The organism is Pseudomonas fluorescens, assembly GCF_000802965.1.
Classification (GTDB): Bacteria; Pseudomonadota; Gammaproteobacteria; order Pseudomonadales; family Pseudomonadaceae; genus Aquipseudomonas; species Aquipseudomonas fluorescens_A.
Window position 1 is genome coordinate 307,749 of the sequence record NZ_JSAK01000008.1, and the last position, 19,586, is coordinate 327,334.

A 19,586-nucleotide genomic window follows, 5' to 3' on the forward strand; every position below is an offset into this window, starting at 1 on the left:
TTGGAATGCGTTCCCCTGTAGGAGTGAGCCTGCTCGCGATGGCCGTGACGCGGTTTCGAACATTGATCACTGCCGATCCAACTTCAGGTATTCCCGCACCAACGCATTGACCCGAGTCCGATCCGTGCGATTGGCACGGCCGTCGTTGTCCACATCGGTGCACAGCACATTCTCGAAAGCGCCATCGTTGTCGAGGTCATGAACAGCAGCCTTGTAGGCAATGTTCGAACCTTCATGGAAATGCAGCCGCACCGAGTCCGGCGATCCGTCGGCGGTGGGGTTCAGCGAAAACATACGCAGATGCCGTTCCTCACCTTCACCGTCGTTGAACCATCTGCACTTGAAGTAATGAGTGCCGAAGGTTTTCAGCCGCAGAACTTCATCGTCCGTCGCTTCACGCAGCCATAGTTCATCTTGAAAAAACTGCAACCGCAGCGTATCTGCAACCCCTTTTCCGCTTCGATCCTGTGCAATCACCTTCAAAAAACGCATCCATTCGCCTCCTTGGGAAAAGCTCAGCTTGAGCGCTGCCAACAAGGCGAACCATGCGCGTTTTCTCTATCCGCCGTCAGACTCTTCAGCAGACCTCGCGGGACAAGACGGCGACGGCCTTGCGCTTCAACACGCCAAGATCAATCACCGGCACATGCATCTCCTTGGCCAGCTCATCCCACTGCCGCATGCGCAAACTGACCTCACACAACGGGTCCTTTTCAAACACCTGCGCCTCAGCCTCAGTCATCACCCCTCCCTGATATTCCAGGGTTCGGCGACTGGCTTCGCTCAAGCGCTCGTAATAACCAGGCTCCCTGAGCGTCAGATAACGCTTGGCCTGGACGTGGTATTCCACCAGCCGCGCCATGCGCTCACTGAATCCAATGTTGCGCAGGTAGTCGGCGCCCAGACGCTCATGGCTGACCACACCGAAACCGCCCATGTTTTCGGCGTTCTCGGCGCAGATATGCCCGATGTCGTGAAAGAACGCCGCCAGGACCACTTCGTCATCGAAGCCCTCGGCCATCGCGTATTGCGCGGCTTGGGACATGTGTTCGATTTGCGACACTGGCTCGCCGATGTAGTCGCTGGCGCCAAAGCGTTCGTACAGGGCGAATACCTCGGCGATCACTTGATCGTTGCGGCCCATCGAAAATCCCCCAATCAGTGAAATTTGTGGTGAAGGGTAGACCGCTATCGCTGGCAAGCCAGCTCCCACAGGGTTCACTGGTGTTCACACATTTTGCGCTTAACCTCGTCCATTGTAGGAGCTGGCTTGCCCGCGATGAGGCCCGTCAGCCAATAAAGAGCTTACTTGGCCGCCACTTTCTCGGACTTGCCGTCATAGCGCTTGCGCCATTCGGTCAGGATTTCATCGCGGTTCTTCGAGGCCCAGGCAAAGTCGTTCTTGATCAAACGTTGCTCATAGTCCGCCGGCAATTCGGTCTGCGGCTTGGCGATGCCGGGTTGAGCGAGGACGGCGAAGTTTTCTTTGTACAACTCCATCGCCTCAGGGCTGGCCGAGAAGTCCGCCAGTTTTTTCGCCGCGTCTTCGTGTGGCGTGCCTTTGATCACAGCCGTCGCTTCGATCTCCCAGCCCAAGCCTTCTTTCGGCAGGATGATGTCCAGCGGCGCGCCCTGGCGTTTCAGCTGAACGGCCGGGTACTCGAAGGAAATACCGATCGGGAACTCGCCCGCCGCTGCCAGTTTGCAAGGCTTGGAACCGGAGTGAACGTACTGGCCGATGTTCTGGTGCAGGCCATCCATGTACGCCCAGCCCTGTTTCTCGCCGAAGGTTTGCAGCCAGGCGCTGACGTCGAGGAAACCGGTGCCCGAAGATGCCGGGTTGGGCATGACGATCTTGCCTTTGTATTCAGGCTTGGTCAGGTCCTGCCAGCTCACCGGTTTGCTCAGTCCCTGCTTCTCCGCTTCGACGGTGTTGAAGCAAATGGTCGCGGCCCAGACGTCCATGCCGACCCAGGCTGGCGGGTTGGCGGCGTCGCGGTAGTTGCCGCCGATCTTGCCCAGGTCTTTTGGCGCGTAGCTTTGCAGCATGCCTTGCTGGTCGAGGATCGCCAGGCTCGAAGCGGCCAGGCCCCAAACGGCATCAGCTTGCGGGCGTTCTTTTTCGGCCAGCAGTTTGGCGGTGATGATGCCGGTGGAGTCGCGTACCCATTTGATCTCGACGTCCGGATTGGCCTTTTCGAAGGCTTCTTTATAGGTCTTCAGTTGTTCGGCTTCGAGGGCGGTGTACACCGTCAACTCGGTTTTCGCCGCGAAGGCGTTCAGGCTGAAAGCGGTGAGGACAGCAGCGGCCAGGGCCAGGGGCTTGAACATGATCTTTTCCTGTTTTGAGTTGAGGGGTTGTACGGAAATCAATGACCGGGCGCGGTCTGCCGCCAGGCCTGTGAGCGGCGCAACAAACCGCGCGAAGCCCAGGCCAGCAGCAGCGAGACGCCCGCCGAGGTGAACAAAATCAGGGTCGACATCGCCGCCGCGCCGCCGACATTGCCGGCGTCATCCATGTTCAGCACCGCCACCGCCGCGAGAATGGTGTCGGGGCTGTAGAGGAAGATCGCCGCCGAAACCGTGGTCATGGCCGAGACGAACAGGTAGCGCACGATGTCCAGCAGCGCCGGCAGGCAGATCGGCACGGTGACGCGTAGGTAGTGTCGGTACAGCGGCGCCTTGAGCGACAACGCGGCGGCTTCGAACTCGGCATCGAGCTGGCGCAACGCGGTGGTGGCGGTCATTTGCGCGGTGGTCAAATAATGAGCAATGGTGCAGACCACCAGCAGGGTCATGGTCCCGTAGAGCACGTGCAGCGGGTTGCCGGTGAGGTTGAAGAAGAAAACGTAGCCCAGCCCCAACACCAGACCCGGCACTGCCATCGGCACGAAACTGAGCATGCGCAGGGTCAGGTTCAGTCCGCGTTGGCCCCTGGTTTTTTCCATCAGATAGGCGCCGGTGAAAATCAGCACGCTACCGATCAGCGCCGTGCACAAGGCCATCTTCACGCTGTTGCCGTAGGCCAGCCAGCCACCGCCTGCGGTGTCGTTGAATTGGTAGTGGTTAAGCGACAATGACAGGTTGTACGGCCAGAACTTCACCAACGACGAGAACACTGCCATGCCGAACACCAGCAGCAACGCTGCACTGATCAACAGGACGATGGCCAGGTAGCAACCGTCGCGCAGCTTCGACGGCACCGGTTTGAACACTTGCGCCCGGCCGCTCATGGAGTCGCCGTGACGCCGACGCAACCACGCATCGACACCGAAGCTGAACAGCGCCGGCAGCAACAGCACCATGCCGATCAACGCACCGCGACCGAATTGCTGTTGGCCGACCACGGCTTTGTAAGCCTCCAGCGCCAGCACTTGGTAGTCGCCACCGACCACCACCGGCACACCGAAGTCGGTGATGGTCAGGGTGAACACCAGACAGAACGCGGCGAACACCGCCTGACGGGTCGCTGGCCAGGTGATGCTGCGGAAGGCTTTCGCCGGACTGGCGCCCATGCTGGCAGCGGCATCGAACAGTCGCGCATCCGCTAGAGACAATGCCGACAGCAAAATCATCAAAGCGTGTGGGAAGGTGTAGATGACCTCACCCAGAACAATGCCCCAGAAGCCGTAGATATTGTCCGAGAGCAAACCGCGCAGCATGCCCTGGTTGCCGAACAGGTAAACCAGTGCAATCCCCGGCAGCATCGATGGCGCCATCAGTGGCAGCAACGAGATGCCGCGCCAGATGCCCTTGCCCGGAATCATTGTGCGTTGCAGGGCGTAGGCAAACAGGTAGGCCAGCGGTACGACGATGGCCGCAACGCTGAGGGAAACCTTCAAACTGTTGCCCAGCAACCAGTGGAAGTTTTCACTGGTGACCAACTCACGAGCAGCGACCCAACCACCGCCCTGCCCGGCCTCGGAACTGAAACCTCGCCAGAAAATCGCCAACAACGGCATCAGCACCGCGACGCCGAGCAACACCAGCAAAAGCACTTTGCCGCCCACCACAAAGATCCGGTCGCCGATCTCGGCGCGAGAAACCTGCCGAACCTGCTTGTGCGGAATCGGCAGCGCGATGTTCGCGCTCATCAGGCAAACACCTGCAGGCTGCGCGGCGGCAAGGCGACCATGATTTGCTGCGAGCCCAGGCGCGGCATGGCTTCCGGCGCCAGTTCGGCCAGCAAGGCATGGCCCGGCAGTTGATCGAGTTCAAAGCTCATGCGGCAGCGGTTGCCGAGGAACGTGATCTCGCGAACCTTGGCCGGGAACAGGTTTTCTTCGTGCACCGGCGGGTTGACGTTGATCGCTTCGGGGCGGCAGAACAAACGGCCCGAAGCGTTCTTGGCGCTGCCGTCAGGCAGGCGCAGGTTCATCCCGCCGACCTGAGCGTGACTCTCGCTGTTGCGCTGGAACGGCAGCCAGTTGCCCTGGCCGACGAACTCCGCCACGAACGGCGTGGCCGGGCGGTTGTAGATTTCCTGCGGCGTGGCGTATTGCTCGACCTTGCCGTTATTCATCACGGCGATGCGGTCGGCCATCAGCATGGCCTCGTCCTGATTGTGCGTGACCATCAGGGTGGTGACGCCGAGGTTGCGTTGCAGTTGACGCAATTCGGTGCACAGATGCTCGCGGACCCGAGCATCGAGGGCCGACATCGGTTCGTCGAGCAACAATAGCGAAGGCGCCGGTGCCAGGGCGCGCGCCAGTGCTACACGTTGCTGCTGACCGCCGGACAACTGGCCGGGGTACTTTTTCTCACTGCCGCTCAGGCCGACCAGTTCCAGCATCTGACCGACACGCTGGCGCACTTCATCGCGGCCACTGCCGGTGAGGCCGTAGGCAATGTTCGCTTCGACGGTGAGATTGGGGAACAACGCGTAGGACTGAAACAGAATCCCGTAGTCCCGGGCCTGCGGCGCCAAATGGGAAACGTCTCGATCGCCGAGGTACAACTCGCCGCTGTCCTGCTTTTCCAGACCGGCGATGCAGCGCAGCAAGGTGGTTTTACCGCAGCCCGAAGGGCCGAGCAGGCACACCAGTTCGCCAGCCGCCACGTCGAGGGACACGTTGTCCAGCGCAGTGAAGGCGCCGAAGCGTTTCTGCACGCCGCGCACTTTCATCGGCGCACCGGGGTTGGTCAGGGCAGTTGCGATCGCGTTGTTCATGGACGGGCCTCATCTAGCAGATGAAGCCATCCTAGGGTTGTAATGAGTCCGTCATATGGCAGTAAGGCAAAAACGGCTGATAGTGGTATTCGAGGATTTTGGATGAGCACGTCAAGCAATGATTAATCTGTGGCGAGGGAGCTTGCTCCCGCTGGACTGCGCAGCAGGCCCGATTTTTGGGGCCGCTTCGCGACCCAGCGGGAGCAAGCTCCCTCGCCACAAAAGATCTATGCCGGAGACATTTCCTGGGCCAACCCCAGAAACGCCGCCGGCAACCGCGCGCCTTTTCGCTCCTTGAGGCAGTACAAATACTCCGGCAGCAAAGGCGCATTCTCGATGGTCAGCACCCGCAACTGCGGATCGTGCGGCACTTCCTGGCGGGCTATGAGGCTGATGCCGATGTTGCGCAGCACCGCCTCGCGGATCGACTCGCGACTGCCGATCTCCAGCAACGGCCCGATACTGACTCCGGCGCCAGCCAGCAACTCTTCGGTCATGCGCCGGGTGGTCGAACCCGATTCACGCATCAACAAGGTATGCCCCGCCAACGCGCTGAGCGGCACATGGTCGTGCACCGCCAATGGATGATTGCGATGCACCGCCAGCACCAGCGGATCGCTGCCGAGCACCCGCCGGATCAGCCGCGCATCCTCCAGCAACTGCGAGGACGCCGCGACATCCACCCGGTATTCCTCCAGCGCTTCGAGCACCTGCTGGGAATTGCCGATCTCCACCGACACTTCCACCTGCGGCAGGCGCTCGCGAAAGGTCTTCACCAGGTCGAGGATGTAATAAGGAGCCGTGGCCGCGATGCGCAACGTGCCCTGGACCTGACCGCTGTTACGCAGGAAAAACTCGATGTCGGCTTCCTGCTGCATCAGCGCCTTGACCATCGGCAACAGCCGCGCACCTTCATCACTGACACTGAGGCGACGACCGCCGCGGTAGAACAGTTCAACCGAGTACTGACTTTCGAGATTGCGAGTCTGCGTCGTCACCGTGGGTTGGCTCAAGCCGAGCTTCTTCGCCGCCAGGGTGATGCTGCCCAGGCGGGCCACCATGTAAAACGCCTTCAGCTCGGCACTCAGCACAACCATCCCTCATCGTCTATTTACGCAACAGGCGCAAACCGTTGAACACCACCAACAGGCTAACGCCCATGTCGGCAAACACCGCCATCCACATGGTAGCGAGCCCGGCGAAGGTTACCCCAAGAAAGATCGCTTTGATCACCAAGGCCAATGCGATGTTCTGTTTGAGGATGCTCGAGGTCTGGCGCGACAGACGAATAAACGCAGGGATCTTGCGCAGATCGTCGTCCATCAAGGCGACATCGGCGGTTTCGATGGCGGTATCGGTGCCCGCAGCGGCCATGGCGAAACCAATTTCTGCGCGTGCCAGTGCCGGCGCATCGTTGATGCCGTCGCCGACCATGCCGACGTGATGGCCCTGTGCATAAAGTGCTTCGATGGCTTGCAGCTTGTCGGTCGGCAGCAGATCGCCTTGCGCCTGATCGATACCGACTTGCGCGGCAATCGCCTGGGCGGTGTGGACGTTGTCACCGGTCAGCATCAGGGTTTTGATACCCAGGTCATGCAGTTGCTGGATCGCCTCGCGGCTGGATTCTTTCACCGTGTCGGCCACCGCGAACAGCGCCAACGGGCCGGAAGAGTCGAGCAGCAGCACCACGGATTTACCCTGTTTTTCCAGGGCGAAGAGCTTCTCTTCCAATTCCGGCGAGCAGAGGTTCAGCTCTTCCACCAGACGATGGTTGCCCAAGTGATAGGTCTGACCGTTTATTTCACCGCGCACCCCGCGACCGCCCAGTGCTTCGAAGTTATCCACAATCAACGATGCGTGTTGTTTATCCACAGCCGCATTGGCGATGGCCAGCGACACCGGGTGATCCGAGCGAGCGGCCAGTGCTGCGGCAATCGCCGGGGCGGATTCATCAGCCGTTGGGTCGAGTGACAGGTAATCGGTCTGCACCGGTTTGCCGTGGGTGATGGTTCCGGTTTTATCCAGCGCCAGGTAATCGAGCTTGTAACCGCCCTCCAGATAGACGCCGCCCTTCACCAGAATGCCTTTGCGCGCCGCTGCGGCGAGACCGCTGACGATGGTCACCGGGGTGGAAATCACCAGCGCGCATGGGCACGCCACCACCAGCAACACCAGTGCGCGATAAATCCAGTCGAACCACAATGCGCTCATCAACAGCGGTGGAATCACCGCCACCGCAAGCGCGAGGATGAACACGGCCGGAGTATAGATTTTCGAAAACTGATCCACGAATCGCTGGGTCGGCGCCCGCGCGCCTTGGGCCTGTTCGACGGCGTGAATGATCCGCGCCAGAGTCGAATTGCTCGCCGCAGCCGTCACGGTAAATTCCAGAGAACCGGCCTGGTTGATGGTGCCCGCGAACACCTTGTCGCCGATGCTCTTCTCCACGGGCAGGCTTTCACCGGTGATCGGCGCCTGATCGATGGTTGAACTGCCTGACACGACTTCGCCGTCCAGACCGACGCGCTCGCCGGGCCGTACCCGCACCCGCGCACCGAGATCGATAGTCTTAACGTCTTGCGCCATCCAGCTGCCGTCGGCCTGCAACACCGTGGCCTGCTCTGGCGTCATCTGCATCAGGCCGCTGATGGCGTTGCGCGCCCGGTCTAGGGATTTGGCTTCGATCAATTCGGCAACAGTAAACAGGAACATCACCATCGCCGCTTCCGGCCACTGCCCGATCAGGATCGCGCCGGTGACCGCGATGCTCATCAAGGCGTTGATGTTCAGATTGAGATTTTTCAGGGCGATCCAGCCCTTCTTGTAAGTACCGAGGCCGCCGCTGAGGATCGAGATCAGTGCGATGACCGCCACCACCCAATTCGGCGCGGCGCCGGTGAAGTGGATCACCTCGGCCAGCAGTGCGCCGACTCCGGACAGCGCCAGTGGCCACCAGTGTTTTTTCTCCGGCGCCGGGGCGGGCGTTTCAATGCCCTGCTCCAGCGGCTCGGCGTGCATGCCGAGGGACTTGATGGCGTCGATGATCGGCGAGGTACTCGGCAGGTCGTGGGTCACGCCCAGTACCCGGTTGATCAGGTTGAATTCCAGTTGCTGCACGCCCGCCAGTTTGCCGAGCTTGTTCTGGATCAATGTTTGCTCGGTCGGGCAGTCCATGGCCTCGATGCGGAAACTGCTCAGCTGCGCGCCGGCGGTCGGCGTTTCGCTCAACTTGATCAACGACGGCGCCGCCGCTTTGGCGGAACAGCAGGAATCCCCGTGGCCGCCATGCGCGTGTTTCTGCACAGGCTGCAGTTTGTGGCTGTGATCGTGATCAGCCTCGGGTTTGTGGATGTGAAGGGAATCGCTCATCGGGTCGCGTCCTTGAAGGTGCCTGTTGCCAAGTAAAGACCCTGTAGCCACTATAGGGTCAAGCACCCATTTGGAGACTGCCGTCATGAAGATTGGAGAACTGGCCAAACTCACCGACTGCGCCGTGGAGACCATCCGCTACTACGAGCGCGAAAACCTGCTGCCCGAGCCGGCCCGCAGCGACGGCAATTACCGCGTCTACACCCAGGCCCACGCCGAGCGCCTGACCTTCATCCGCAACTGCCGCACCCTCGACATGACCCTCGAAGAAATCCGCAGCCTGCTGGCGTTTCGCGACAGCCCGCAGGATCAATGCGAGAGCGTGAATGCGCTGATCGATGAGCACATCCATCACGTCAGGGCGCGGATCGATGGTTTGCTGGCATTGCAGGCACAACTGCTCGACCTGCGCCAACGTTGTGGCGAAGGGCCGGATGTCGATCAATGCGGGATTTTGCAGCGGTTGGAGGTGAGTGGCGGGGTTGTGGCGACAGAAGTAGAACACTCCCATGTGGGCCGCAGTCACGGCCATTAAAAGCACCGCATCACACTGTAGGAGCTGCCGAAGGCTGCGATCTTTTGATCTTGATCTTCGGTCGCGTCAACGTTGCACAAGATCAAAAGCCTAAGATCAAAAGATCGCAGCCTTCGGCAGCTCCTACAGGGGGTGTGTCAGACCGCCATCGGCGCGGTCATGGGTGCGTGGTGCTCGTAGCCTTCCAGCGAGAAATCGCTCGGCTCCACCAACTCCAGCCACTCCGGCTGATATACACCCGTCTTCGCAAACTCCGGCACACGATCACTGATCACCAGTTTCGGCATCGGGAACGGCTCGCGCTTGAGCTGTTCGTTCAGCATGTCCAGGTGGTTTTCGTAGACGTGGGCGTCGCCGATGAAATAGGTGAACCAACGCGGCGTATAGCCGGTCAGGCGACCGATCAGGCTCAGCAGCGCCGCGCCTTCGGTGAGGTTGAACGGCGTGCCCAGGCCCAGGTCGTTGGAACGGATGTAGAGGGTCAGGGAAATCTCCTTGGTCTCGACATTCGGGTGGAACTGGTACAGCAGATGGCATGGCGGCAGGGCCATTTCATCGAGTTGGGCGACGTTCCAGCCGTGGAACAGAATACGACGGCTGCCCGGGTCCTTGATGATGGTGTCGACGCACTGGCGCACCTGGTCGATGGCTTTGTAGAGCACCACGTAGGCCTGGCCGTCTTCTTCGCCTTCGGCGATCTGGCGGTAGCCTTGCTTCAGGGTCTGCTCGATGGCGGCCGGGTTGCTGACCGGGATCTGCTTGTACGCCGGCCATTTGCGCCATTGCACGCCGTAGATCTCGCCGAGGTCGTCCTCGCCCTGACGGAACGGGTTGGCCAGCCACTGGGCGTTTTCGTTGGCATTCTGGTCCCAGACCTTGCAGCCCAGGGCACGGAATTCAGCGGCGTTGTTCACGCCACGCAGGAATCCACACATCTCGCCGATGGCGGATTTGAAGGCCATCTTGCGGGTGGTGATCGCCGGGAAACCTTCCTGCAGGTCATACCGCAGCATCGCGCCGGGAAAGCTGATGGTGTTCACGCCGGTGCGGTTGGCCTGTTTGGTGCCGTTCTTGATGACGTGGGCGACCAGTTCGAGATATTGCTTCATGAGTTACCTGTGTCCTTGAACCCGCAGCCGTCGCTGCGGGATTCGAATTTATACAGCAGCCGCTGGAGTCGCCGGGGCGCGGTGATACGCCAGCCAGATCAGGAACAGCCCGCCGACGATCATCGGTACGCACAGCACCTGACCCATGGTCAGCCAGTTCCAGGCCAGATAGCCCAGTTGCGCGTCCGGTACGCGGACGAATTCGACGATGAAACGGAAGATGCCGTAGAACAGCGCGAACATCCCCGACACCGCCATGGTTGGCCGCGGCTTGCGCGAGAACAGCCAGAGGATCAGGAACAGCGCGACGCCTTCCAGGGCGAACTGATACAGCTGCGACGGGTGACGCGGCAACTGCGCCGGATCGCTGAACGGCGGGAAGACCATCGCCCACGGCACGTCGGTCGCCTTGCCCCACAACTCGGCATTGATGAAGTTGCCGATGCGCCCGGCGCCCAGGCCAATCGGCACCATCGGTGCAACGAAGTCCATCAGCTGGAAGAACGACTTGTTGTTCTTTTTGCCGAACCACAACGCCGCCAGCATCACGCCAATGAAACCGCCGTGAAACGACATGCCGCCCTTCCACACTTCGAAAATCAGCGTCGGGTTGGCCAGGTAAGCGTGCAGATCGTAAAACAGCACATAACCCAAGCGGCCGCCGACAATCACCCCCATCGACATCCAGAACACCATGTCGGAGAGTTTCTCCTTGGTCCAGGTCGGGTCGAAGCGGTTCAACCGGCGGGACGCCAGCAGCCAGGCGCCGCCGATACCGATCAGGTACATCAGGCCGTACCAGTGGATTTTCAGCGGACCGATGGCCAGGGCCACCGGGTCGATCTGCGGGTAAGGCAGCATTGCGACTCCTCATGAGTTCAAATCAATTCCCGGGCGACGCTGCCACCTCAGGATTAAGCCAGGATTGTGTTGCGCGTCAGAGCAGGAAACTCAGGCCGACGCAGAACAGCAAAGCGGCAAACAGTCTTTTCAGCAACTTCGGCGACAACCGGTGGGCCAGCTTCGCGCCGAGACGGGCAAAAACCATGCTGGTCAGGGCAATGCCCAGCAGCGCCGGCAAATAAATAAAACCGAGACTATGGGCCGGCAGCAACGGATCGTGCCAGCCCAGAATCATGAAACTTAATGCACTTGCCAAAGCGATCGGCAGGCCGCAGGCCGATGAGGTCGCCACGGCTTGCTGCATCGGCACGCTGCGCCAGGTCAGGAACGGCACGGTCAGCGAACCGCCGCCAATACCGAAAATTGCCGACGCCCAGCCAATCACACTGCCGGCCAGGGTCAGACCGACTTTACCCGGCACCGTTCGGCTGGCCTTGGGTTTGACGTCCAGCGCCAGTTGCGCGGCGATGACCAAGGCGAACACACCGATGATTTTCTGCAAATTCGGCCCGGAGATCGCTTCGGCGGTCAGCGCGCCGAAACCGGCACCGATCAGAATGCCCACGGTCATCCAGACGAAAATCGGCCAGCGGACCGCGCCGCGACGGTGATGCTCGCGCACGGCGTTGACCGAGGTGAAGATGATCGTCGCCAGGGACGTGCCGACGGCCAGGTGGGTCAGGATCGACGCATCGAAACCTTGCAGGGTAAAACTGAACACCAGCACCGGGACAATGATGATCCCGCCGCCCACGCCGAACAGCCCAGCCAGCACCCCGGCACAAGCGCCGAGCGCCAGATAGAGCAGAAATTCCATGCTGTTTCCCCACCCATCCCCAAAACCGGAGCCGCATGGTAACGGATGCATGGCCTTGCGCTCCACTGGATGGCGATGGATACCCGCACGATGACTGCGTAGAGTGGGTAAAAAAACACACAAGGACTGCCTTATGTGCCTGATTGTTTTCGCTTGGCGACCGGGTCACGCCCAGCCGCTGATCGTCGCGGCCAACCGCGATGAATTCTATGCCCGCCCCAGCCTGCCACTGGCGCAATGGCCGGAAGCGCCGCAGGTCCACGCCGGTCGCGACCTGGAGGCTGGTGGAACCTGGCTCGGCGTCGGCGCCAACGGGCGCTTCGCCGCGCTGACCAACATCCGTGATCCGCATCAACCGCCGGGGCGCCGCTCTCGCGGTGAATTGGTCGCGGGCTTTCTCAGCAAAGACATGCCAATTGACGACTATTTAGACGACGTTGTCGCCCGTTCGCCCGAATATGGCGGTTTTAACTTGCTGATCGGCAACAACAACGAGCTGTGGCATTTCAATGCGCGGGAATCGGAAGCGGTGATGTTGCCACCGGGGATTTACGGGCTGTCGAACGCCGGGCTGGATACGCCGTGGCCGAAACTGCTGAAAGCTCGGGCCGCGTTGAGCGAAGTGCTGGATGATCCACAACCTCAAGCGCTGTTGGCCTTGCTAAACGATCCGCAGACCGCACCGTTCGCCGAACTGCCGGACACCGGCGTGGGGTTGGCGACCGAGACGTTGTTGTCGAGTGTGTTCATTGCCAGCCAGAGCTATGGAACGCGGGCGAGTACGGCGTTGATTGTTCAGGCAGATGGCACGCGGCATTTGGTCGAACGGAGTTTCGGGCCGTATGGCGGGCATTTGGGGGAAGTGGAAATTTTAGTTTAGGCGGTGGCTGGACCGGCCCCATCGCTGGCAAGCCAGCTCCCACAGGGATCTTTGGTGTGAATGCGATTTATGCTACACAGCAGGACCTTGTGGGAGCTGGCTTGCCAGCGATGGGGCCATCAGCGTTTCAGAGAGGCTTGATCGCCGCCGGATTGATCATCCGCGACAACCCAAGGTTTTTCAGCGCCAGTTGCAGCGAGCTGTGGATCACTTGCGGGTTGTCGATGGTCATCAGCTCGGCCAGCAACTCCTTGGCCTTGCTCAGGTTGATCTGGCGCAGCATCCATTTCACTTTCGGCAAGTTGGTGGCGTTCATCGACAGGCTGTCGAACCCCATTGCCATCAACAACACCGCCGCCGCCGGATCACCGGCCATCTCGCCGCAGATGCTTACCGGTTTGCCTTCGGCATGGGCGTCGCGCACCACGTTCTGCAGCGCTTGCAGCACCGCCGGGTGCAGGTAGTCGTAGAGATCGGCCACCCGTGGGTTGTTACGGTCCACGGCCAGCAGGTACTGGGTCAGGTCGTTGGAGCCCACCGAAAGGAAATCTACCTGGCGCGCCAGTTCCTTGGTTTGGTATACCGCCGCGGGAATCTCGATCATCACGCCAATCGGCGGCATCGGCACGTCGCAGCCTTCGTCGCGTACTTCACCCCAGGCGCGGTGGATCAGGTGCAGCGCTTCTTCCAGTTCATGAGTACCGGAGATCATCGGCAGCAGAATGCGCAGGTTGTTCAGGCCTTCGCTGGCCTTGAGCATGGCGCGGGTCTGCACCAGGAAGATTTCCGGGTGATCGAGTGTGACGCGAATGCCGCGCCAGCCGAGGAACGGGTTGTCTTCCTTGATCGGGAAGTAGGACAGTGACTTGTCGCCGCCGATGTCCAGGGTGCGCATGGTCACTGGTTGCGGGTGGAACGCGGCCAGTTGCTCGCGATAGATCGCCAGTTGTTCCTTTTCGCTCGGGAAGCGCTGGTTGATCATGAACGGCACTTCGGTGCGGTACAGGCCAACGCCTTCGGCACCGCGCTTCTGTGCCCGCGCCACATCCGCAAGCAGGCCGGTGTTGACCCACAGTGGCATGCGATGGCCATCGACCGTGATGCACGGCAGATCGCGCAGCGCATCGAGCCCGAGGGCCAGTTGTTTCTCTTCCTCGACCACTTCGGCGAACTGCTTGCGCAGGACGTCGCTCGGGTTGGTATAGACCTCGCCGTGGTAGCCATCGACGATCATCTGAATGCCGTCGACTTTGGAATACGGCAGGTCGACCAGGCCCATCACCGTCGGGATGCCCATGGCACGCGCCAGGATCGCCACGTGGGAGTTGCCGGAGCCGAGTACCGAAACCAGACCCGCCAGCTTGCCTTCCGGCACCTCGCCGAGCATCGCCGGCGTCAGTTCTTCGCTGATCAGAATGGTGTTGTCGGGGTAGACCAGGGTTTGCTGGCGCTCTTCCTGCAAATAGGCGAGCAGACGGCGACCGAGGTCTTTGACGTCCGAGGCGCGCTCACGCAGGTAGGCGTCGTCCATCAATTCGAAACGGTTGACGTGATCGGTGACCACCTGACGCAACGCGCCCTGGGCCCACTGACCGGTCTTGATTACAGTGGTCACTTCACTGCCAAGCGCGGCGTCGTCGAGCATCATCAGGTAGACGTCGAACAAGGCGCGCTCTTCCGGGCGCAACTGCGAGGCTAGCTTGGTGGACAACGCGCGCATGTCGGCGCGCACGCCTTCGATGGCGGTCTTGAACAGCCCGAGCTCGGCGTCGATGTCGGTGATGGTCTTGTCCGGCACCACGTCCAGATCGGCCGGTGGCAACATGACCACCGCGGTACCGACCGCCGCACCCGGCGAGCCCGGCACGCCGACGAACTTGGCTTCCTGGATGCCCTTGCCCTGACGGCCCAGGCCACGGATCGAACCGGTGGCTTCGGCATGGGCAATAACGCCGGCGAGCTGCGCGCTCATGGTCACGAGGAAGGCTTCTTCACCTTCGTCGAACTGGCGGCGTTCTTTTTGCTGAATGACCAACACGCCGACGACGCGGCGGTGGTGAATGATCGGCGCCCCGAGGAACGAGGCGTAGCGCTCTTCACCGGTCTCGGCGAAGTAGCGGTAGCGCGGGTGATCCGCAGCGTTTTCGAGGTTCAGGGGTTCTTCACGCGTGCCGACCAGGCCGACCAGACCTTCATTGGGCGCCATGCTGACCTTGCCGATCGAGCGCTTGTTCAAGCCCTCGGTGGCCATCAGCACGAAACGGTTGGTCTCGGGATCCAGCAGGTAGACCGAGCAGACCTGGCTGCCCATGGCCTCTTTGACGCGCAACACAATAATCCCCAACGCCGCCTTGAGATCCTTGGCGGAGTTAACTTCCTGGACGATCTTGCGCAGCGTATTGAGCATGGCTCGGGGTCGAACTCCGTCGTCAGTCGCGCGCTAAAAGGCGCGGGGCAAGCTCTTTGAGAGCGCGGCGATAAACCTCGCGCTTGAATGTCACCACCTGGCCCAACGGATACCAATAGCTGACCCAGCGCCAGCCATCGAATTCCGGTTTACCGGTCAAATCCATCCGCACCCGCTGCTCGTTGGAGATCAGGCGCAGGAGAAACCATTTCTGTTTCTGGCCGATGCACAGCGGTTGGCTGTGGGTACGGACCAGACGTTGCGGCAAACGATAGCGCAACCAGCCCCGGGTGCAGGCGAGAATTTCAACATCTTCGCGCTCCAGGCCCACTTCTTCGTTCAACTCGCGGTACAAGGCGTCTTCCGGCGTCTCCTGGGGGTTGATCCCGCCTTGAGGAAACTGCCAGGCATCTTGATTGATACGGCGAGCCCATAGCACCTGTCCGGCATCATTCGTGAGAATGATCCCGACATTAGGACGGAAACCATCGGGGTCGATCACGGCAACAACCTCGCAAACGCATGTCGCCGCATTGTTCCACAAAGGTTGTGAAGGCAGCAACGCGCCGGCCTACCTTATGTGCACTCTTGTGAAAAGTCCGTATTCTGGACGCCTTTCTACAGACTTTTCAGCGAGTAACTGCAATGCGGCTGGCTTTATTCGACTTGGACAACACGCTTCTGGGCGGCGACAGCGACCACGCCTGGGGCGATTACCTTTGTGAGCGCGGCTTCCTCGACGCCGTCGCCTACAAGACCCGTAACGACGAGTTCTATCAGGACTACCTGGCCGGCAAGCTGGATAACGCCGCCTACCTGAACTTCTGCCTGGAAGTGCTCGGCCGCACCGAAATGGCCACGCTGGATCAGTGGCACAGCGACTACATGCGCGACTGCATTGAGCCGATTGTGTTGCCCAAGGCCATCGAACTGCTGGCCAAGCACCGCGATGCCGGCGACAAACTGGTGATCATCACCGCCACCAACCGCTTCGTGACCGGCCCGATTGCCGTGCGCCTGGGCGTCGAAACCCTGATCGCCACCGAATGCGAAATGCAGGACGGTCTCTATACCGGGCGCAGCACTGATGTGCCGTGCTTCCGTGAAGGCAAGGTGACGAGGTTGAATCGTTGGCTGGAAGAGACCGGGTTTTCGCTGGAAGACAGCTACTTCTATAGCGACTCGATGAATGATTTGCCGTTGCTGGAGCAGGTGGCGAATCCGGTGGCGGTTGATCCTGATCCGAATTTGCGGGCCGAGGCCGAGAAGCGTGGGTGGCCGGTGATCAGTCTGCGCGATTGAAGACGCCATCGCTGGCAAGCCAGCTCCCACAGGTTTCTCGGGTGTTCACAAAATCTGTGTTCACTGAAGCTCACTGTGGGAGCTGGCTTGCCAGCGATTGCAGCAACGCGGTCTAAACCGGCTTGGCACCCATCAACCCGGCAATCGCGATAAAGCAGACAAAGCTGAACACCGCCAAGGCCAAGGTAAATTTCCCCGCCCCACCCGGCGCCTTGCGCAATTTGTTGAGCCGCACCAGCAACCAGAACCACGCCAGGGCCGCCACGGTGTAAAGCACGCTCGACGCCAAAAGCCAGGTCTGCCCCAGCGGCCAGCCCACCAGGTGCACCATCCCCCAGCCGGTAAACGGCATGCTCAGCAGCGCCAACCCCATCAACAGCCAGACGAACACCCGCGGCCTCTGCAGGGTTCGGCTTCCTGCCGTCGCATCGCCAGTGCGCCGCGTTTGCCAGACCCATATGCCCAAGCCCAGCGCACAGCCCAACAATATTGCCGTCGCCGCGGTGTGCGCCATTTTCAGGGCCGTTAACGTTTCCATGGTTCGAATTCCTTATGCCTTGCCCATCAGCGTAGCCGTTCAGCCAAGAAACAGCTGATAGGCCGGGTTGTCGGTTTCGTCCCAGTACGGGTAGCCGATTTCTTCCAGCGCTGCGGGCACCAGATGACGTTCATCGTGGGGCACTTGCAGGCCCGCGACCACGCGCCCATCCGCCGCGCCATGGTTGCGGTAGTGGAACATCGAGATGTTCCAGCGCCCGCCGAGCTTGTTGAGGAAGTTGAACAACGCCCCCGGACGCTCCGGGAATTCGAAGCGCAGGATCACTTCATCGACCACATGCGCCGCACGGCCACCGACCATGTGACGAATGTGCAACTTGGCCAGTTCGTTGTCGGTCAGGTCGACGACCGGGAAACCCTGCTCGCCGAGGCTGGCAATCAGCGCACTGCGCGGGTCGGTATCCGGATGCGTCTGCACGCCAACGAAGATGTGCGCTTCGCTGCCGGTGTTGTAGCGGTAGTTGAATTCAGTGATCTGACGCTTGCCGATGGCTTCGCAGAACGCCTTGAAGCTGCCCGGTTTCTCGGGGATGGTCACGGCGATGATCGCTTCACGGCCTTCGCCCAGCTCGGCGCGCTCGGCCACGTGGCGCAAGCGATCGAAATTGACGTTGGCGCCGGAGTCGATGGCCACGAAGGTGTGACCGGTAACACCGCGCTGCTCGACGTACTTCTTGATCCCGGCTACACCCAGGGCGCCGGCCGGCTCAGTGATTGAGCGGGTATCGTCGTAGATGTCCTTGATCGCGGCGCAGATCTCATCGGTGCTGACCGTGATCACTTCGTCGACATAATCTTTGCAGATATCGAAGGTGTGCTGGCCGATCTGCGCCACGGCCACGCCGTCGGCGAAGATGCCCACGGTCGGCAGCACCACGCGCTCACCCGCGGCCATGGCGACTTGCAGGCAGTTGGAGTCGTCCGGTTCGACGCCGATGATCTTGATGTCCGGGCGCAGGTATTTGACATACGCCGCGATGCCGGCGATCAGCCCGCCGCCGCCCACCGGGACGAATATCGCATCCAGACGCCCAGGGTGCTGACGCAGAATCTCCATGGCCACCGTGCCCTGCCCGGCAATGGTGTGGGGATCGTCATAGGGGTGAATGTAGACGTAGCCTTTTTCGTCGACCAGTTTCAGCGAGTAGGCCAGGGCTTCCGGGAACGAATCGCCGTGAAGCACCACTTTGCCACCGCGCGAACGCACGCCTTCGACTTTGATTTCCGGCGTGGTCTTGGGCATGACGATGGTCGCTTTCACGCCCAACACCTTGGCCGCCAGGGCCAGGCCTTGCGCATGGTTGCCCGCCGACGCGGTGACCACGCCACGGGCGCGTTCTTCATCGCTCAGCTGCGTGAGCTTGTTGTAAGCGCCGCGAATCTTGAACGAGAACACCGGCTGCAAGTCTTCGCGCTTGAGCCAGATTTCATTGCCCAGCCGCTCAGAGAGCTGACGGGCAGTCTGCAATGGGGTTTCTACGGCAACGTCATAAACGCGCGAGGTGAGGATCTTTTTGACGTACTGTTCAAGCATCGGAAAGCATCACTGAGCGAGTTGGGCAGGGCCAAGGAGTCTAACCCGGCTTTTGGGCGGGCGACCACACTAAACAGGTGGTTTTAAGGCCGGCACGCACACTGTGACGAGGGAGCTTGCTCCCGCTGGAGCGCGAAGCGGTCCCCCCCATTCTTTCAGACACACCGCATGCACAGGGTTTACGACTGCTGCGCAGCCGAGCGGGAGCAAGCTCCCTCGCCACAAAAGCCAATCTATGCCGCCCGCCAATCGGGCAATGACCTTCCCACCCCTGAAGCCTATAATGCTGGCCTTTCGTTTCCCCTCTTCGGCACCTCGGAGCCCGCATGACCCAGGATCAACTCAAACAGGCAGTGGCTCAGGCCGCCGTCGACTTCATCCTCCCGAAACTCGACGACAAGAGCATCGTCGGTGTCGGCACCGGCTCCACCGCCAACTGCTTCATCGACGCCCTGGCCCAGCACAAGGGTGCATTCGATGGCGCGGTTGCCAGTTCCGAAGCCACCGCCGCGCGCCTCAAGGGCCACGGGATTCCGGTGTACGAACTGAACACCGTCAGCGACCTGGAGTTCTACGTCGATGGCGCCGATGAAAGCGACGAGCACCTGAACCTGATCAAGGGCGGTGGCGCAGCCCTGACCCGCGAGAAGATCGTTGCGGCCGTGGCCAAGACTTTCATTTGCATCGCCGACGCCAGCAAACTGGTGCCGGTCCTCGGCGCGTTCCCGCTGCCGGTGGAAGTAATCCCGATGGCCCGCAGCCACGTGGCTCGCCAACTGGTGAAGCTCGGCGGCGACCCGGTCTACCGCGAAGGCGTGCTGACCGACAACGGCAACATCATCCTCGACGTGTTCAACCTGCAGATCACCAACCCGGTGGAGCTGGAGACGCAAATCAATGCGATCGTCGGCGTGGTCACCAATGGTTTGTTCGCGGCGCGTCCGGCGGATTTGTTGTTGCTGGGGACCAGTGAAGGGGTGAAGACCCTGCGCGCTCAGTAAC

The 19,586-nt window shown here is 60.9% G+C and carries 18 protein-coding genes; 4 read left to right on the plus strand and 14 right to left on the minus strand.

Translation table 11 applies throughout. The features are described 5' to 3' along the window. Window positions 1-66 precede the first annotated feature (66 nt). From NL64_RS07915 to NL64_RS07945, 7 genes are all read right to left on the minus strand, one after another. Window positions 67-534 carry a hypothetical protein gene (locus NL64_RS07915; RefSeq protein ID WP_253277063.1) on the minus strand — a complete coding sequence of 156 codons (468 nt, stop codon included), beginning with the start codon at window positions 532-534 and terminating at the stop codon, window positions 67-69. Between the two features lie 43 nt (window positions 535-577). Further along, window positions 578-1,144: a phosphonate degradation HD-domain oxygenase gene (locus NL64_RS07920; protein ID WP_034147586.1), complete on the minus strand. Its 567-nt coding sequence runs from the start codon at window positions 1,142-1,144 to the stop codon at window positions 578-580. A gap of 161 nt (window positions 1,145-1,305) precedes the next feature. Further along, window positions 1,306-2,331: a putative 2-aminoethylphosphonate ABC transporter substrate-binding protein gene (locus NL64_RS07925; protein WP_034147587.1), complete on the minus strand. Its 1,026-nt coding sequence runs from the start codon at window positions 2,329-2,331 to the stop codon at window positions 1,306-1,308. Window positions 2,332-2,369: 38 nt separating this feature from the next. Next, window positions 2,370-4,094, minus strand: coding sequence for a putative 2-aminoethylphosphonate ABC transporter permease subunit (locus NL64_RS07930; RefSeq protein WP_034147588.1), 1,725 nt, complete (start codon window positions 4,092-4,094; stop codon window positions 2,370-2,372). Next, a complete protein-coding gene (locus NL64_RS07935) occupies window positions 4,094-5,170 on the minus strand; it encodes a putative 2-aminoethylphosphonate ABC transporter ATP-binding protein (RefSeq protein WP_034147589.1) in 1,077 nt (358 codons plus the stop codon). Before NL64_RS07935 ends, NL64_RS07930 begins: the two co-directional genes overlap by 1 nt. A gap of 227 nt (window positions 5,171-5,397) precedes the next feature. Beyond that, window positions 5,398-6,261 (minus strand): LysR family transcriptional regulator, encoded by an 864-nt coding sequence (locus NL64_RS07940; RefSeq protein ID WP_034147754.1) that lies wholly within the window; start codon window positions 6,259-6,261, stop codon window positions 5,398-5,400. Window positions 6,262-6,277: 16 nt separating this feature from the next. Next, a complete protein-coding gene (locus NL64_RS07945; protein ID WP_034147590.1) occupies window positions 6,278-8,539 on the minus strand; it encodes a heavy metal translocating P-type ATPase in 2,262 nt (753 codons plus the stop codon). A gap of 85 nt (window positions 8,540-8,624) precedes the next feature. Between NL64_RS07945 and cadR the strand changes: the two genes are divergently transcribed. Beyond that, complete coding sequence (cadR, locus tag NL64_RS07950; RefSeq protein ID WP_034147591.1) at window positions 8,625-9,074, plus strand: Cd(II)/Pb(II)-responsive transcriptional regulator; 450 nt, start codon at window positions 8,625-8,627, stop codon at window positions 9,072-9,074. 137 nt (window positions 9,075-9,211) lie between these two features. Here the strand turns inward: cadR and NL64_RS07955 are convergent, their stop codons facing one another. From NL64_RS07955 to NL64_RS07965, 3 genes are all read right to left on the minus strand, one after another. Beyond that, entirely contained in the window at window positions 9,212-10,183 is a 972-nt protein-coding gene (locus NL64_RS07955) for a thymidylate synthase (protein ID WP_034147592.1), read from the minus strand. 48 nt (window positions 10,184-10,231) lie between these two features. Continuing rightward, window positions 10,232-11,044, minus strand: coding sequence for a prolipoprotein diacylglyceryl transferase (gene lgt / locus NL64_RS07960; RefSeq protein ID WP_034147593.1), 813 nt, complete (start codon window positions 11,042-11,044; stop codon window positions 10,232-10,234). A gap of 76 nt (window positions 11,045-11,120) precedes the next feature. Next, the gene (locus NL64_RS07965; RefSeq protein WP_034147594.1) at window positions 11,121-11,903 is read right to left on the minus strand and encodes a sulfite exporter TauE/SafE family protein; all 783 of its coding nucleotides are present in this window, start codon (window positions 11,901-11,903) and stop codon (window positions 11,121-11,123) included. Between the two features lie 133 nt (window positions 11,904-12,036). On the opposite strand from NL64_RS07965, the gene NL64_RS07970 reads away from it, so the two are divergent. Continuing rightward, window positions 12,037-12,783, plus strand: coding sequence for an NRDE family protein (locus NL64_RS07970; protein WP_034147595.1), 747 nt, complete (start codon window positions 12,037-12,039; stop codon window positions 12,781-12,783). 127 nt (window positions 12,784-12,910) lie between these two features. On the opposite strand, the gene ptsP is transcribed toward NL64_RS07970, so the two are convergent. Both ptsP and NL64_RS07980 read right to left on the minus strand, forming a co-directional pair. Beyond that, the gene (ptsP, locus tag NL64_RS07975) at window positions 12,911-15,190 is read right to left on the minus strand and encodes a phosphoenolpyruvate--protein phosphotransferase (RefSeq protein WP_034147596.1); all 2,280 of its coding nucleotides are present in this window, start codon (window positions 15,188-15,190) and stop codon (window positions 12,911-12,913) included. Between the two features lie 22 nt (window positions 15,191-15,212). Continuing rightward, window positions 15,213-15,692: an RNA pyrophosphohydrolase gene (locus NL64_RS07980; protein WP_007897732.1), complete on the minus strand. Its 480-nt coding sequence runs from the start codon at window positions 15,690-15,692 to the stop codon at window positions 15,213-15,215. A 143-nt stretch (window positions 15,693-15,835) separates the two neighbouring features. On the opposite strand from NL64_RS07980, the gene NL64_RS07985 reads away from it, so the two are divergent. Beyond that, complete coding sequence (locus tag NL64_RS07985; RefSeq protein WP_034147597.1) at window positions 15,836-16,492, plus strand: HAD family hydrolase; 657 nt, start codon at window positions 15,836-15,838, stop codon at window positions 16,490-16,492. A gap of 112 nt (window positions 16,493-16,604) precedes the next feature. Here the strand turns inward: NL64_RS07985 and NL64_RS07990 are convergent, their stop codons facing one another. Beyond that, window positions 16,605-17,030: a DUF2269 domain-containing protein gene (locus tag NL64_RS07990; protein ID WP_034147598.1), complete on the minus strand. Its 426-nt coding sequence runs from the start codon at window positions 17,028-17,030 to the stop codon at window positions 16,605-16,607. Window positions 17,031-17,069: 39 nt separating this feature from the next. Next, window positions 17,070-18,584 carry a threonine ammonia-lyase, biosynthetic gene (gene ilvA / locus NL64_RS07995; protein WP_034147599.1) on the minus strand — a complete coding sequence of 505 codons (1,515 nt, stop codon included), beginning with the start codon at window positions 18,582-18,584 and terminating at the stop codon, window positions 17,070-17,072. A gap of 326 nt (window positions 18,585-18,910) precedes the next feature. Here ilvA and rpiA point away from each other — a divergent pair, with 326 nt between their 5' ends. Then, entirely contained in the window at window positions 18,911-19,585 is a 675-nt protein-coding gene (gene rpiA / locus NL64_RS08000; RefSeq protein ID WP_034147600.1) for a ribose-5-phosphate isomerase RpiA, read from the plus strand. Window position 19,586: the final 1 nt, after the last annotated feature.

Coding starts and splice junctions, on each gene's coding strand:
- cadR (WP_034147591.1), top strand. CDS start 8,625: ATGAAGATTGGAGAACTGGCCAAACTCACCGACTGCGCCGTGGAGACC.
- ptsP (WP_034147596.1), bottom strand. CDS start 15,190: ATGCTCAATACGCTGCGCAAGATCGTCCAGGAAGTTAACTCCGCCAAG.
- NL64_RS07935 (WP_034147589.1), bottom strand. CDS start 5,170: ATGAACAACGCGATCGCAACTGCCCTGACCAACCCCGGTGCGCCGATG.
- ilvA (WP_034147599.1), bottom strand. CDS start 18,584: ATGCTTGAACAGTACGTCAAAAAGATCCTCACCTCGCGCGTTTATGAC.
- NL64_RS07965 (WP_034147594.1), bottom strand. CDS start 11,903: ATGGAATTTCTGCTCTATCTGGCGCTCGGCGCTTGTGCCGGGGTGCTG.
- rpiA (WP_034147600.1), top strand. CDS start 18,911: ATGACCCAGGATCAACTCAAACAGGCAGTGGCTCAGGCCGCCGTCGAC.
- NL64_RS07930 (WP_034147588.1), bottom strand. CDS start 4,094: ATGAGCGCGAACATCGCGCTGCCGATTCCGCACAAGCAGGTTCGGCAG.
- NL64_RS07955 (WP_034147592.1), bottom strand. CDS start 10,183: ATGAAGCAATATCTCGAACTGGTCGCCCACGTCATCAAGAACGGCACC.
- NL64_RS07990 (WP_034147598.1), bottom strand. CDS start 17,030: ATGGAAACGTTAACGGCCCTGAAAATGGCGCACACCGCGGCGACGGCA.
- NL64_RS07985 (WP_034147597.1), top strand. CDS start 15,836: ATGCGGCTGGCTTTATTCGACTTGGACAACACGCTTCTGGGCGGCGAC.
- lgt (WP_034147593.1), bottom strand. CDS start 11,044: ATGCTGCCTTACCCGCAGATCGACCCGGTGGCCCTGGCCATCGGTCCG.
- NL64_RS07925 (WP_034147587.1), bottom strand. CDS start 2,331: ATGTTCAAGCCCCTGGCCCTGGCCGCTGCTGTCCTCACCGCTTTCAGC.
- NL64_RS07945 (WP_034147590.1), bottom strand. CDS start 8,539: ATGAGCGATTCCCTTCACATCCACAAACCCGAGGCTGATCACGATCAC.
- NL64_RS07920 (WP_034147586.1), bottom strand. CDS start 1,144: ATGGGCCGCAACGATCAAGTGATCGCCGAGGTATTCGCCCTGTACGAA.
- NL64_RS07970 (WP_034147595.1), top strand. CDS start 12,037: ATGTGCCTGATTGTTTTCGCTTGGCGACCGGGTCACGCCCAGCCGCTG.